Annotated in this window: 13 protein-coding genes; 4 read left to right on the forward strand and 9 right to left on the reverse strand. The window is 71.2% G+C overall.

All coding sequences use genetic code 11. The features are described 5' to 3' along the window. Positions 1–180: 180 nt before the first annotated feature. The 3 genes from ACFV6H_RS09680 to ACFV6H_RS09690 form a co-directional block, all read right to left on the reverse strand. On the reverse strand, positions 181–1,008 hold the full coding sequence (locus ACFV6H_RS09680) for an SCO1664 family protein (RefSeq protein ID WP_093596968.1): 828 nt from the start codon (positions 1,006–1,008) through the stop codon (positions 181–183). Beyond that, a complete protein-coding gene (locus tag ACFV6H_RS09685) occupies positions 972–1,562 on the reverse strand; it encodes a DUF3090 domain-containing protein (protein WP_093596965.1) in 591 nt (196 codons plus the stop codon). Before ACFV6H_RS09685 ends, ACFV6H_RS09680 begins: the two co-directional genes overlap by 37 nt. A gap of 174 nt (positions 1,563–1,736) precedes the next feature. Further along, positions 1,737–2,459, reverse strand: a complete 723-nt coding sequence (locus tag ACFV6H_RS09690; RefSeq protein ID WP_385540180.1) for a histidine phosphatase family protein — start codon at positions 2,457–2,459, stop codon at positions 1,737–1,739. Between the two features lie 178 nt (positions 2,460–2,637). On the opposite strand from ACFV6H_RS09690, the gene corA reads away from it, so the two are divergent. Continuing rightward, positions 2,638–3,663 (forward strand): magnesium/cobalt transporter CorA, encoded by a 1,026-nt coding sequence (gene corA, locus ACFV6H_RS09695; protein WP_385540182.1) that lies wholly within the window; start codon positions 2,638–2,640, stop codon positions 3,661–3,663. Between the two features lie 85 nt (positions 3,664–3,748). Here the strand turns inward: corA and ACFV6H_RS09700 are convergent, their stop codons facing one another. After that, entirely contained in the window at positions 3,749–4,534 is a 786-nt protein-coding gene (locus ACFV6H_RS09700; protein WP_385540412.1) for a ferritin-like domain-containing protein, read from the reverse strand. A 280-nt stretch (positions 4,535–4,814) separates the two neighbouring features. Continuing rightward, positions 4,815–5,867: an LLM class F420-dependent oxidoreductase gene (locus ACFV6H_RS09705; RefSeq protein WP_385540184.1), complete on the reverse strand. Its 1,053-nt coding sequence runs from the start codon at positions 5,865–5,867 to the stop codon at positions 4,815–4,817. 130 nt (positions 5,868–5,997) lie between these two features. On the opposite strand from ACFV6H_RS09705, the gene ACFV6H_RS09710 reads away from it, so the two are divergent. Both ACFV6H_RS09710 and ACFV6H_RS09715 read left to right on the forward strand, forming a co-directional pair. After that, complete coding sequence (locus ACFV6H_RS09710) at positions 5,998–6,981, forward strand: aldo/keto reductase (RefSeq protein WP_066955781.1); 984 nt, start codon at positions 5,998–6,000, stop codon at positions 6,979–6,981. Between the two features lie 41 nt (positions 6,982–7,022). Next, positions 7,023–9,278 (forward strand): helix-hairpin-helix domain-containing protein, encoded by a 2,256-nt coding sequence (locus tag ACFV6H_RS09715; protein WP_385540414.1) that lies wholly within the window; start codon positions 7,023–7,025, stop codon positions 9,276–9,278. A gap of 206 nt (positions 9,279–9,484) precedes the next feature. Here the strand turns inward: ACFV6H_RS09715 and ACFV6H_RS09720 are convergent, their stop codons facing one another. Next, on the reverse strand, positions 9,485–10,141 hold the full coding sequence (locus ACFV6H_RS09720; RefSeq protein ID WP_384777590.1) for a hypothetical protein: 657 nt from the start codon (positions 10,139–10,141) through the stop codon (positions 9,485–9,487). 47 nt (positions 10,142–10,188) lie between these two features. Between ACFV6H_RS09720 and ACFV6H_RS09725 the strand changes: the two genes are divergently transcribed. Beyond that, complete coding sequence (locus tag ACFV6H_RS09725) at positions 10,189–10,377, forward strand: DUF5703 family protein (protein ID WP_030354641.1); 189 nt, start codon at positions 10,189–10,191, stop codon at positions 10,375–10,377. Between the two features lie 83 nt (positions 10,378–10,460). On the opposite strand, the gene ACFV6H_RS09730 is transcribed toward ACFV6H_RS09725, so the two are convergent. The 3 genes from ACFV6H_RS09730 to ACFV6H_RS09740 all read right to left on the reverse strand — a co-directional run bounded on the left by ACFV6H_RS09730 (position 10,461) and on the right by ACFV6H_RS09740 (position 13,168). Further along, the gene (locus ACFV6H_RS09730; RefSeq protein WP_385540187.1) at positions 10,461–11,291 is read right to left on the reverse strand and encodes a chaplin family protein; all 831 of its coding nucleotides are present in this window, start codon (positions 11,289–11,291) and stop codon (positions 10,461–10,463) included. 138 nt (positions 11,292–11,429) lie between these two features. Beyond that, a complete protein-coding gene (chpH, locus tag ACFV6H_RS09735; RefSeq protein WP_066955209.1) occupies positions 11,430–11,663 on the reverse strand; it encodes a chaplin ChpH in 234 nt (77 codons plus the stop codon). A gap of 179 nt (positions 11,664–11,842) precedes the next feature. Further along, positions 11,843–13,168, reverse strand: a complete 1,326-nt coding sequence (locus tag ACFV6H_RS09740; RefSeq protein WP_093602339.1) for a M20/M25/M40 family metallo-hydrolase — start codon at positions 13,166–13,168, stop codon at positions 11,843–11,845. Between the last annotated feature and the right edge of the window lie 107 nt (positions 13,169–13,275).

The following is a 13,275-nucleotide window of genomic DNA, read 5'->3' on the forward strand; positions in this document are numbered from 1 at the left end:
GAGCGTAACCGGATGGATGTTCCGCATACGAACCGGATGGGTGCGCCTGGCCGGTTGGGCACTCTTGCGCATACGGCCGGAAAGTGCTTGCGCAGTATGGCCGATACGCACCGGAGGCCGACAGGCACCCGGGGCGGCCGTCTCGTACCGGCCGGTGTCCGGTCGCGTACCGACCGGTGGCTACACGGGAGGCCAGGGGATCGCGGGCCACTGGCCCGAGGGCTGCGGATGACGGCCCGTACGGCGCAGCTCGCGGACCCGGGCCCGTACGGCATCGGTCTCGGCCGCCGTGATGAGTTCGGCCAGCCGGGTGGCGAGAGGCGCGGACTCCGCCAAGGCATCCTCCAGACGCGCGAGCACCTCCAGCACCTCCGGAGTCAGCGGCTCGCCGGCCCAGCCCCAGAGCAGGGTGCGCAGCTTGTCGTCGACGTTGAAGGTGACGCCGTGGTCGATCCCGTACAGCCGCCCTTCCGGCGCGGGCAGCAGATGACCGCCCTTGCGGTCGCCGTTGTTGATGACCGCGTCGAGCACGGCGAGCCGGCGCAGCCGCTCGTCGTCGGCGTGCACCAGCAGCGCCGTACGGCCCTCGCCCACCTCGGCGAGGCCGACGGCCTTCCAGCCGTCGCCCGGCTCCTCGTCCTCCACCAGGGCCAGCAGCTGCTGTCCGGCCGCCTCGGCCTCGGCCTCGATCCAGAGCTGGCACATGCCCTGGCCGTACGGGCCGTCCCGGAGCACGGTCGGCGGCACCAGGGCCCAGCCGGTCGCCTCGGAGACCTCGTACGCCGCCACCTCGCGCTGGGCGAGCGTCCCGTCGGGAAAGTCCCACAGAGGCCGCTCGCCCGCGACGGGCTTGTAGACGCAGTTGGCTTCCATGCCCTCGTACGAGACGGAGCAGTAGAGAACCGCGTTGGACGCCTCACGGATGCGTCCGCGCACGGTCAGTTCGCCCTTGGTGAGCAGATCGACCACGGTCACGCTCCGCGGCGGTATCCGTTCTGGCGCGGGCATACATGTCCTTCCGGATCGAGCGGCAGGCTGCACAGCGGACACGGTGGCCGGCCCGCGTTGACGACGTCCAGGGCGCGCTTGGCGAAGGCCCTGGCCTGGGCGCCGGAGAGCCGGACGCGGAGCATCGGCGGACCGTTCTCCTCGTCCTGGAGCAGCCGCTCCTCGGCCTCCGCGAGGTCCTCCTCGGTATCGGCGTCCAGCTCGACCAGCGCCTGAGCCTCGACGATCATGCGCTGCTCGTCACCGTCCCAGGCCAGCGCCATGGTGCCGACCCGGAACTCCTCCTCCACCGGGGCGTCGAGCGGGGCCGAGTCGGAGATCTCGGGAGGCGCCATGACCGGCACCGGGGCATTGCCTCCGGTACGGCGTACCACCTCGTCCAGCAGCTCGTCGATCCGTTCGGCGAGCGCGGCCACCTGGGTCTTCTCCAGGGCGACGCTGGTGACGCGCCCGGCGCCGGAAGCCTGGAGGAAGAACGTACGGCGTCCAGGCAGCCCGACCGTGCCGGCCACGAAGCGGTCCGGCGGATCGTAGAGGAACACCTGACGGGACACGTCCTGTCTCCCTTGGAAATCGACCGTCACCGACGGACGGTGACGGATATGGCGTGACGAATACGGACGGACAGTGGAGCGGATTGCAGAACGGATTGCAGAGGGCGGGACCGAGGGCCGCGGACGGCCCACCGGATCGCGCGGACGGCGCGTCCACCCTACTGCGCGGAGCGATCACGGTGCTCCCGCGCCGCCTCCTACGATCCCGCTGCCGCCGTCGGTGCCGTCCGCGGCGCTGTCTCCGGTGCTCTCGCCCGGACTCTCGCGCGGCGCCAGTCCGCCGAGGTCGCCGGTGTCGCCGAGCCGGATCAGGAACGGGCGCAGACGCGTGTAGCGGATCGCCGTCACCGAGCACGGGTCCACATGGATCCGCTGGAAGAGATCCAGATGCATGCCCAGGGCGTCCGCCACGAGCGCCTTGATGATGTCGCCGTGGGAGCACATCAGGAAGACGGCGTCCTCGCCGTGCTCCTCCTCGATCCGGGTGTCCCACTCCCGTACGGCCTCCACGGCACGTGTCTGCATGGCGCGCATCGACTCGCCTCCGGGGAACGCGGCGGCGGAGGGATGCTGCTGTACGACCGTCATCAGCGGCTCGTCGGCCAGCTCGGCGAGCTTGCGGCCCGACCAGTCGCCGTAGTGGCACTCGCCGATCCGGTCCTCGGTCCGCGCCTCCAGTCCCGGGCGGGCGTCGAGCAGCGGCTGAAGCGTCTCGCGGCAGCGCTGGAGAGGGCTGGTGACGACGGCGGCGAGCGGCACACCGGCCAGCCGTTCCGGCAGGGCCGCGGCCTGCGCGGCGCCGCGCTCGTCGAGGGCGACCCCCGGCGTCCAGCCGGCGAGCACTCCCGCGGTGTTGGCGGTGGACCGTCCATGACGTACGAGGATCAACGTGGCCATGCCCGCCAGGGTATGCCGCCCGGTGCCGGCCGGTGCCCGCCGGGGTGAACCGGGCGGTACGGGCGGGGTACGGCCCGTAGGTACAAGGCGGACCGTACGGGCACGGCGTGCGGCCGGCACACGTGCAAGGTACGGCCGCTACGGGCACGGCGTGCGGCCGGGCGCGGGAGCGGGAAGAATGCCCGCCGTGATCGTGGACTGTGCCATTTACCGCGACGGGCGCCGCACCGACGGCCCCGCCGACTTCTCCGACGCCCTTGATGAGGCGCGTGCCCAGGGCGACGCCTTTCTCTGGCTCGGGCTGCACGAACCGACACAGCACGAGTTCGACCTCGTACGCGACGAGTTCGGGCTGCATCCGCTGGCCGTCGAGGACGCGCTCCACGCGCATCAGCGGCCCAAGCTGGAGGTCTACGAAGACTCGCTGTTCATGGTCCTCAAGCCCGTGGAGTACGAGCCGGAGGGCGACACCGTCTCCACCGGCGAGCTGATGGTCTTCATGGGCGACTCCTTCGTGGTGACGGTCCGCCACGGCGAGGGCGCGGCGCTCACGGCCGTACGGCAGCGGCTCGAAGCGGAGCCGGAGGTGCTCAAGCACGGCCCCACGGCGGTGCTTTACGCCGTCAGCGACGCGGTGGTGGACCACTACATCGAGATCGCCGTGGAGCTCCAGACCGATCTGGAGGAACTGGAGGAGGACGTCTTCTCGCCGAGCGGCGGCGACGGTGCGCCGGGCTCGTCACGCGGCACGGCGTCCGCGACGTCGACCGCGGCGCGGATCTACAACTTCAAGCGGCAGGTGCTGGAGTTCCGCCGGGCGAGCGGACCGCTGGCGGCGCCGATGGCCCGGCTGGCGAGCGCGGGCGTGCCCTTCGTCCATGACCACTCACGGCCGTTCTTCCGGGATGTCAACGACCATCTCCTGCGCGCCAACGAGCAGGTGGAAGGGCTGGACCGGCTGCTCTCGGACATCCTGTCGGCGCATCTCGCGCAGATGGGCGTGCGGCAGAACGACGACATGCGGAAGATCTCGGCCTGGGCGGCCATGGCTGCGGTGCCGACGCTGGTCGCGGGGATCTACGGCATGAACTTCTCGCATATGCCGGAGCTGCACTATGTGTGGGGCTATCCCGCCGTGATCGGCTTCATGGTGGTCGTGGTGACGGCGCTGCACCGCCAGTTCAAGCGGCGGGGCTGGCTCTAGGCGCGGCCTGTGGGGTGTGTGGGCTCTGTGGGGCCTGCGGAGTCCCGGAGCGGAGTCCCAAAGTCCGTGAGGCGGGCCTGGAAGGCTAGAAGGCCGGGACCGTAGTCGCGGGGCCGCCGAGGGCATCGCGGCGCTCCGGCATCCTGAGGCGGACCATCCGGCGCCAGCCGAGGATCCGCTCGTACGCGTACATACCGTTGATCGCCGCGGCGAGCAGCGCGGCCTTGGGCGTGGGCCAGTCGAGGAGCCGGCCCATCCGCTCCATCACGGCGAGGCTCACCTGCCGGTAGACCTGGATCTCGGCCATCGCGCACTCCCGCAGGATCCGGTGGATCGTACGGGCGTGGCCCTGCCGGGCCAGTCCGAGCAGTTCCTCGTGGCAGTAGGCAAGATGGTTGTCCTCGTCATTGCTGATCATCCTGACGGCCTTGCCCACCTCGGGATGGTCGCCGAAGTACTTCACCAGCATCACCATCTGGTCGGCGGCCCGCTGTTCGGTGATCCGGCTGTGCGAGAGATAAATCACGATGTCCGCCTCGGTGAGCCGCTCGTCGCGGCGCAGCTTCGCATGGGTGAGCCCGATGCCACGGCGCTCCAGCAGCATGGTGTAGTCGGTCTCGCGCGGGACCTCGACCGGTTCGAGACCGCGCTTCTTAAGGAGGGCGTGGAAAATACGCCCGTGCTTGTCCTCGTCGACTCCGTGCCGGGCGATCTTCGGGGCGAGATCCCGCATGGACTCGGGTACCAGGGCGGCGATCCGGCCGTTCTCCCATCCGCCCTGGGACTCTCCGCTGGCCGCGATGGAACAGAAGAGCCGGAAGGAACGGTCGTCGTCCAGGATTTCCTGGAACAGGCTTCGGGCCGAGAGCATCACTGTCACCTCCATACAGACATCCGCAGAAAACGAGTCAAATGGGGTGCGGGACAACAGGCAACAGGTGCGCCGTTCGGCTGAGCCGAAAGAAGGAGCGCGAAGGCGGGCCCGGCGCGTAACCGAGCGGGGCCCGGAGGCGTTGTCGTACATGACGGCCGTGGCGGGGAAGACCCCCCGAGCCCCCACCACGGCCGCGGACTTTTCTCATCGTGCTCGGGACCGCCGCTCTCGCCCGTCCGGACCAACGGGACCGCGGCTCAAGGGCCCAGACCCGGAGCTAGGACACCAGGCCCGCGTGCTCCAGGGCGTCGGTACCGGCGCGCAGGGCGGCGAGGCGCTCGTCGAGCGTGAAGCCGGCCGGAGCGAGAGTCAGCGTGGTGACACCGGCGGCTGCATAGGCCCGCATCCGGTCGGCGATCCGCTCCACGGAACCGAGCAGGGTGGTCGAGTCGATCAGCTCGTGCGGAACGGCCGCCGCCGCGCCCTCCTTGTCGCCGGAGAGGTACTTGTCCTGGATCTCCGCGGCCTCCTTCTCGTAGCCCATACGGCAGGCGAGCTGGTTGTAGAAGTTCTGCTTGCGGCTGCCCATGCCGCCCACGTACAGCGCGGTGTACGGACGGAAGATGTCGGCCAGCGCGTTGATGTCGTCGCCGAGCGCGAGAGGCACGGTCGGACAGACGTCGAAGCCCTCCATGGTCAGCCCGGCCTTCTCACGGCCCGCCCGCAGATGCCTGATCGCGGTGTCCTCAAGATGCTCGGCGGACGGGAAGATCAGCAGCGCGCCGTCGGCGATCTCGCCGGTCTGCTCCAGGTTCTTGGGACCGATCGCGGCGATGTAGAGCGGGATGTGCTCACGCTCAGGGTGCACGGTGAGCTTCAGCGGCTTGCCGGGACCGCCGGGCAGCGGCAGCGTCCAGTGCTCGCCTTCGTACGACAGCCGCTCGCGGGACATGGCCCTGCGGACGATCTCGACATACTCCCGGGTGCGGGCGAGCGGCTTGTCGAACTTCACGCCGTACCAGCCCTCGGAGACCTGGGGGCCCGAGACACCGAGGCCGAGCCGGAACCGGCCGCCGGAGAGGGAGTCGAGAGTGGCCGCGGTCATGGCGGTCATGGCGGGCTGACGGGCCGGGATCTGGAGGATCGCGGAGCCCACGTCGATGCTCTCCGTCTGCGCGGCGACCCAGCTCAGTACGGTCGGGGCGTCGGAGCCGTACGCCTCGGCGGCCCAGCAGACGTCATAGCCGAGCCGGTCGGCCTCCTGCGCGACCGCGAGGTTGTCGCCGTCCATCCCCGCGCCCCAGTACCCGAGATTGATGCCGAGCCGCATGGCCACTCCCTACTACTGATGAGTAACGTCCCTGTGCCGGGGACTCTAGCGCGCCGTACGGGCTTCCGTCAGCGGCGGGTTGTCCACAGGCTCTCTCCGCGTGGGGTCCTGGCCAGTAATCTCAGCAGCCATGGAGCAGAGGCATCTCGGCCGTACCGGCCTGCGTGTGTCCAGGATCGGGCTCGGCACCCTGACCTGGGGGCGGGACACCGACGAGCACGACGCCGCCGATCAGTTGAAGGCCTTCTGGGAGGCGGGCGGGACACTGGTCGACACGGCGGATGTGTACGGCGGAGGGGAGTCCGAATATCTGCTCGGGCAGTTGATCGAGCGGCTGGTGCCGCGCCGCGATCTGATCGTCGCGACGAAGGCCGGCAGTGTGCCCGATCCGTACCGGCGCTTCGACGGATCGCGCGGGCATCTGCTCGCCGCGCTCGACGCGTCGCTGGAGCGGCTCGGCACGGACTATGTGGATCTGTGGCAGATACACGCCTTTGACGACGAAACACCGCTGGAGGAGACGCTCCACGCCCTGGACATCGCGGTGAGCAGCGGCCGGGCCCGGTACGCGGGAGTGTCGAACTACTGCGGCTGGCAGCTCGCCAAGGCCGCCACCTGGCAGCTTGCCGCGCCCGGGATACGGACGCGGCTGGCCAGCACACAGATGGAGTACTCCCTGTTGCAGCGCGGTGTGGAGCGTGAGGTGCTGCCGGCCGCGCTGGATCTGGGCGTCGGGCTGCTGCCCTCGTCGCCGCTGGGCCGCGGTGTGCTCACCGGCAAGTACCGGCACACCACACCGCCGGACTCACGGGGCGCCTCGGAGCAGATGGCGCCGTTCGTCGAACCGTACTTGGACGAGGCGGCGAGCCGGATCGTGGACGCGGTCGCGACGGCCGCGGACGGGCTCGCCACGACACCGCTGGAGGTGGCGCTGGCCTGGGTCAGGGACCGCCCTGGCGTGGTGGCCCCGATCATCGGAGCGCGCAACGCGCAGCAGCTCACGGCGGCGCTGTCAGTGGAGAGCCTTAGTCTTCCTGACGAGATCTGCCAGGCGCTCGACGATGTGTCGGCGCCCGTGCACCGCTATCCCGACCAGGACTGGAGCACGCTGTGAGTACGGACCGCGACATCGCTGCCACGGAGGAGGCCGACGCCATGGCCGACACAGGCGAGCATCCCGCGGCCGAGGCGGGACCGTCCGCGAACGGTACGGACGCGGCGGGCGCCACGGCCTCGGCGGGCGCCGGGACCGGCGCGGAGGGGGCCGGGGAAGCTGCGGCCGGGGCCGACGGCACGGCGGAGACGGACGGTACGGAAGCCGACGCCGGCGGGGCTGCCGAAGCCGACGGCAAGGCGGCCGAGGGCGGGGCCGAAGTGTCCGAGGCCGCGGCCGAGTTGGCGGCGCAGCGGGAGCTGCGGGAGCGGATCGAGCGGCGGAAGGCGGAGAAGGGCGGGCCCATCGCGGCCGGTGCCAAGCTGAGCGGGCAGGCCGCCGATCTGCTCGCCGCCGTACGGGCCGTGGAGAGCGGCGCTCCGGTGGACCCGGCCCTGCTGGGCCCGCCCGCGCCCGTACGCACAGCCGCGCCCCCTGTGGCACCCGCGCGCTCGTCCGCGCCGGCTCCGGCGCCTCGGTCCGCGCCTCCGGGCGCCGCGCCGGAGGCCGTGTCCGACGTACGGGCCGTCCTCGCGGAGGGCGGCGCACCGGAGGCGCTCGCCGGGCAGGTCGCCGCCGTGCTCGGGAAGCGGGCCGCGGACGCGCTGCGGGAGGATCCCTGGCAGCTCCTCGCCGTGCCCGGCGTGCGGCCGGAGCAGGCCGACGGATTCGCGCGGGCGCTGCTCGGTGCGGCGTGCGGCCCTGGCGATGAGCGACGGGCCGCCGCGCTGGTCGGCTGGCTGCTGGAGCGGGCCGCGCTCCAGGGCCATACCGCCCTGGAGGCGTCGTCGGTGCGCCGCGCGCTGGCCGAGCACGCGGTGCCCGAGCCCGACGAAGCGGTGGAGCACGCCATCGCCGAAGGCGCCGTGCTGCTCTTCCAGGACGGCCTCGAAGAAGGCCTGGAGGGCGCGGAGACCGAGGACGGCGCGTCGCAGGAGCACGCGGACCCGGCCGCGGCGGCCGAGGCGGCGACGGCCGAGGCGGCGACGGCCGAGGCGGTCCCGGTCCTGCTGGGGCTCGATCGCTACGCCCTCGCCGAGGAGAGCCTCGCCGACGGACTCGCGCGGCTGGTCAAGACCGGTCCCGACGCCTCGTGGGAGGAGGCCGCGGCGGTCGCTCCCTCACCCTCGGCCGCCGAGCTGATCCGCGCGGCCTCCGGACACGGGCTCGTCCTGCACACCGGCGGTGAGGCGGCCCGCGCCGAGCCGGCCGCGCTGGCCGAGGCGGCCCGCGCCCTCGGGGTACGCGCGGTCCTCGCGGTCCACAGTGAGAACGGCCGCGGGAGGCTGGGCACGGAGGCGGTCACGGTCGCCGGGCTGCTCGCCGGTACGGAGGGCCCCGGGCGGGACGAGGACGGCCGGTTCGCTCTCGATCTCCTGGTGGTGCTGGACGCGCCGCAGCTCGATGTGGAGACGGCCGCGCTGCTCGTCGAATCGCTGCCGGACGGCGCCCGGCTGGTGCTCGGCGGGGATCCCGGAGTGCTGTGGTCGGCGGGCGCGGGCCGGGTGTTCGCCGATCTGCTGGCCGCCCGTGTGTGCCCGCAGATCGCGTCCCGTACGCCCGACCCGGGACCGGTCGGCGAGCTGGTCTCCGGCATCGGCATCGGCGAGCTGAACCAGGTGGAGGCACCGGGCAGGGAGGTCGTGATCGTTCCGGTGCGGGACGCGGGCGAGGCGGTGCACCGCACGGTCCAGTTGGTCGCCGAGTCGGTGCCGCGGGCCTTCGGGACGGCCGCCGGAGAGACACAGGTGATCACCGTGGGCCATGGCGGAGCGGCCGGCACGCGCGCGCTCAACGCGGCGCTCAAGCAGCGGCTCAACCCGGGCCCCGGCCGGTTCGGCGGCTTCGATCCGGGCGACAGGATCGCGTACGTACCCTCGCCCGGCAGGACGCTCCAGGGCGCCGTGGTCTCGGCGGACCAGGACGGGCTGCGGCTCGACTGCGAGGGCGGGGAGGTCACCGTGCCCAGGAAGCGTGTCGAGTCGGCCGTACGGCACGGCTGGGCGCTCACCGCGCACCAGGCGGCGGGTATGCGCTGGCCGGCCGCGGTCGTGGTGCTTCCCGGTGATGCCGCCCAAGGGCTGAGCCGCCCATGGGTCTACACGGCCTTCGGCCGGGGCGAGCGGCATCTCTCCGTGGTCCATGGTGTGGACCAGGCCCTGCCGCACGCGGTGGCCACGATCCCGTCCCAGCAGCGCACCACCCGGCTCCGCCCGCTGATCGAAGGCCTGCTGACGCCGACGGCCCAGCACCCGTAGCGCCAGGCGGCCCCCGGCCGGGCGACCGGGGGCCGGGCAGGACCGGGCCATGTGCCGGACCGAGGGCGACCGGGCAGGCCCGCGCTGGACGGGCCGGATCCCAGCCCTTCCAGCAGGGCGGACGCGGTGCGGGCCCACAGCGCCCTCACCCGCCGCCGACCGTCGGTCGGCGGCCGTCGGCGCCCTACAGCGACCTCGGCCGCCGCTCAGGCGTCCTGCTCCTCCAGGTCGTCCAGATCCGCGTCGAGATCGTCCTCGTCGAAGACCGCGCTCACATCGAAGCGGCAGACCACCTGCTGCGGATCGGCCTGGTCGAAGGGAGCGCTCAGCCACTCCCCCGGCTCGGGCAGATCGTCGGCCGCCGACACCCAGAGAGTCGAATCGCCCTCTTCGAGCCCGAATTCCTTGTGCCGGGACGCGATCTCGTCCGGTTCGTACTCGCCGAAGAGCACACCGAGAGCGGCATGCACACTGCTGCCCACCACACCACCGGTGCCGGTGCCGGTGTCACCGTCCACATCGGCGATGCGCTGTGCTTGTGCGAGCAGCCGCTGCGGCTCGACCACCGCGTAGTCGCGCCGGATCAGCACACTGAGGGCGTTCGGCTCCTCGGGACCCTTGTACGGCGGAAGCGAGTCGTCCGGATCCGGGATCTCGAAGGGGGTGACTTCGTCGTACCGGTTGTAGAGCCGCTCGTCATAGACCTCGGCCGCGACGGCGAGGGCGTTGAACGCGTCGGAGACCGCCGGATCGTCCTCACCCGTGCGGTGTTCGACCGCCGCCAGATGGCGGTCCAGGGCTACCTTGACCGCCTCGGCGGCGGCGCGTACCTCGGCAGCGGTGGGCTGCGCAGCATCAGACATAGTGCAGACGCTATCCGTACCGGGCCTCTGCCCGCACAATAGATGCGATGCCGGAATACGAATTTGTCGACGTGTACGTGCCGCGCGGGGTCTCCCGCAAGGAAGCGGCCCGTCTGCTCACCGACCATGCCGAGTACGGACACTGGGAATTGGACCGCCTGAGCCTGCACCGGGACGGCAGTCGCAGAGTGCGGCTGCGCCGGCGCATCATCCGCCAGGTGCGCGCCACCTGGTGAGTACGGCGGAACGGGCCCCGCTGACGCGAGGCCCGCCCGTGGTCCGTACCAAACCGCCGTACGCACCGTCCGTACGCGTCCGATTACGCGGCGGAGCGGGCGCGGCGGTAGATGAGGCTGCCCGCGATCAGCAGTCCCGCACCCACCGGAACGGCGATCCCGAGCGCACCCGCACCGGTCTGGGCGAGCGTCTCGGTGCCTTCGGGCCGTACGACCGTCTTCGGCTCCGGCGCGTTCGGCGACGGCGGGATCGCGCGCACCTGGACCGGCTTGCCCGGCTGACTCGGCTTGCCCGGGGTGACGGGCTTCTCGGGCCGCTCCGGCCTGGCCGGCGGGGCGACGGGCGCATCGTTGGCGCAGCCGTTACCCATGGTGGGGTTGAGCAGGCCGCCGATGGTGACACTGTTCCCGCAGGCGTTCACGGGGATGTCGATCGGCACCTGGATCGTATTGCCGGAGCCGACGCCGGGCGAGTTCGCGGAACCGCCCTCCGCGTGGGACCCACCGGCCGGCGCGGTGTGTGTGGCGCCGGGGTGCGATCCACCGTGCTGCGATCCGCCCTGGTTCGATCCGCCTTGGCTCGAACCGCCCTGATGCGATCCGCCGTGGTGCGGGCCACCGCCCTGCGGTGAGGTGTGCGAGCCGCCGCCGTGACCGCCGGACGACGGGCCGCGCCCATTGGCGCAGCCGTTGCCGAACGCCGGGTTGAGCACCCCGACGACATCCACGGTGTTCCCGCACACATTGACCGGTACATGCACCGGAACCTGCACATTGTTCCCGGACAGCACGCCCGGAGATTTCGCCGCGGTTCCCTCGGCTCCCGAGTCCGCGTGCGCGTGGCCGCCGCCGAGCGCGAGCACGCCGCCCGCCGCCGCCATGGTGATCAGGCCTTTGCGCGTGACCTGTCGCATTGCTTGGATCCCTGCCTTCTGCCTTCCGGGACTGCCCTGGGCATCGGTGCCGGGGCAGGATGCCCAGCGGCCCCGGAGTGCATGGCGCGCACTCCGGGGCCGCCCGGGCTCAGACCCTCACGGGTGAGAGATACGACGTCACTTGTTGATGCAGACGTTGCCGAAGGCGGGGTTCAGCAGCCCGATCACCGAGATCGTGTTGCCGCACACATTCACCGGCACGTGGATGGGGGCCTGGATGACATTGCCCGAGACCACACCGGGAGAGTTCACGGCGGCACCCTGGGCATCCGAGTCGGCGACGGCCATACCCGCACCCGCGAGCACCAGGCCACCGGTGACAGCCGCAGCGGCGACGATCTTCTTGATCATTATTTCCTCCTTGTTGGCAAGCGCGGCCCCAACCGCGGGCCGCAACACCTGTAACGAGGAGGAACCATTGGGGCTACGAGCGTATCGTCGCATTCACTCTTTTCAGTCAAATGCGCACGCGCTGGCGATTGTTGAGAGTCCTGTGCCGACTCCCGGCCGACTCTCCGCCGGCTGTTGTGTCAGCTCTGATCGATGAAACGGTCGAGTACGCGGACACCGAACTTCAGTCCGTCCACCGGCACTCGCTCGTCCACACCGTGGAACATCCCGGCGAAGTCCAGCTCCGGCGGAAGCTTGAGCGGCGCGAAACCGAAACCGCGGATCCCGAGATCGTCGAAGGACTTGGCGTCGGTGCCGCCGGAGAGCATGTACGGAACGGCCCGCGCGATCGGGTCCTCGGCCAGGAGCGCGCTCTGCATGGCGTCCACCAGACTTCCGTCGAAGCTGGTCTCCAGGGCCTTGTCGGAGTGCGCGTCCTCGCGCTTGACCCGAGGACCGAGGATCCGGTCGAGGTCGGCCAGGAACTCCTCCTCGTACCCGGGCAGGAAGCGCCCGTCGACATGGGCGGTGGCCTGGCCGGGGATCACATTCACCTTGTAGCCGGCGCCGAGCATGGTGGGAGCGGCGGAGTTGCGCAGGGTCGCGCCGATCATCTTCGCGATGCCGCCGAGCTTGGCGAGCGTGCCTTCCATGTCCTCCGGGTCGAGCGGGACGCCGAGCGCGTCGGACAGCTCGTCCAGGAAGGACCGTACGGTCTTGGTCATCCTCACCGGCCACTCATGGCGGCCGAGCCGGCCCACGGCCTCGCACAGCTCGGTGATGGCGTTGTCGGTATTGGTCATCGAGCCGTGCCCGGCGGTGCCCTCGACCGTCAGCCGCATCCAGTGCATGCCCTTCTGCGCCGTCTCGATCAGATACAGCCGCAGATTCTCGTTGACGGTGAAGGAGAAGCCGCCGACCTCGCTGATCGCCTCCGTGACGCCTTCGAAGAGACCGGGGTGGTTGTCGACGAGATACCGCGCGCCGTACGTACCGCCCGCCTCCTCGTCGGCGAGAAAGGCCAGCACGATGTCGCGCGGGGGCTTACGGCCGCTGCGCAGCCTGTCCCGTACGACGGCGAGCGTCATGGCGTCCATGTCCTTCATGTCGACCGCGCCACGGCCCCAGACACAGCCGTCCGCGATCTCGCCCGAGAACGGGTGGTGCGTCCAGTCGTCGGCGTTGGCGGGGACGACATCGGTGTGGCCGTGGATGAGCAGGGCGGGCCTGGAGGGATCCTCGCCCTCGATCCGGGCGACGGTCGAGGCACGGCCCTTGTGGGACTCGAAGATCTGCGGTTCGAGGCCCACCTCGGCGAGCTTCTCGGCGACATATTCGGCGGCGGCCCGCTCTCCCGGTCCGGAGTGGTCGCCGTAGTTGCTGGTGTCGATCCGGATCAGATCGCGGCAGAGGTCGACGACCTCGTCCTCGCCGGAGACGGTCCTGCCCGCGTTCGACTCACTCACGCTGCTCACTCCCACGGTCGGTGCTGGTGGTCCCCCACATACTCCCGCGTACGGCCCCCGCACCCCAAGGCGGTTCCCCGCCCGACATACGCCCGTCACACGGAGCG

It is taken from the genome of Streptomyces sp. NPDC059743, assembly GCF_042732975.1.
Lineage (GTDB): Bacteria > Actinomycetota > Actinomycetes > Streptomycetales > Streptomycetaceae > Streptomyces.

What these genes read in the sequence shown, in the direction of transcription:
- ACFV6H_RS09680 (WP_093596968.1), bottom strand. Translation starts at nt 1,008, where the DNA reads ATGCCCGCGCCAGAACGGATACCGCCGCGGAGCGTGACCGTGGTCGAT.
- ACFV6H_RS09690 (WP_385540180.1), bottom strand. Translation starts at nt 2,459, where the DNA reads ATGGCCACGTTGATCCTCGTACGTCATGGACGGTCCACCGCCAACACC.
- corA (WP_385540182.1), top strand. Translation starts at nt 2,638, where the DNA reads ATGCCCGCCGTGATCGTGGACTGTGCCATTTACCGCGACGGGCGCCGC.
- ACFV6H_RS09700 (WP_385540412.1), bottom strand. Translation starts at nt 4,534, where the DNA reads ATGCTCTCGGCCCGAAGCCTGTTCCAGGAAATCCTGGACGACGACCGT.
- ACFV6H_RS09705 (WP_385540184.1), bottom strand. Translation starts at nt 5,867, where the DNA reads ATGCGGCTCGGCATCAATCTCGGGTACTGGGGCGCGGGGATGGACGGC.
- ACFV6H_RS09710 (WP_066955781.1), top strand. Translation starts at nt 5,998, where the DNA reads ATGGAGCAGAGGCATCTCGGCCGTACCGGCCTGCGTGTGTCCAGGATC.
- ACFV6H_RS09715 (WP_385540414.1), top strand. Translation starts at nt 7,023, where the DNA reads ATGGCCGACACAGGCGAGCATCCCGCGGCCGAGGCGGGACCGTCCGCG.
- ACFV6H_RS09720 (WP_384777590.1), bottom strand. Translation starts at nt 10,141, where the DNA reads ATGTCTGATGCTGCGCAGCCCACCGCTGCCGAGGTACGCGCCGCCGCC.
- ACFV6H_RS09725 (WP_030354641.1), top strand. Translation starts at nt 10,189, where the DNA reads ATGCCGGAATACGAATTTGTCGACGTGTACGTGCCGCGCGGGGTCTCC.
- ACFV6H_RS09730 (WP_385540187.1), bottom strand. Translation starts at nt 11,291, where the DNA reads ATGCGACAGGTCACGCGCAAAGGCCTGATCACCATGGCGGCGGCGGGC.
- chpH (WP_066955209.1), bottom strand. Translation starts at nt 11,663, where the DNA reads ATGATCAAGAAGATCGTCGCCGCTGCGGCTGTCACCGGTGGCCTGGTG.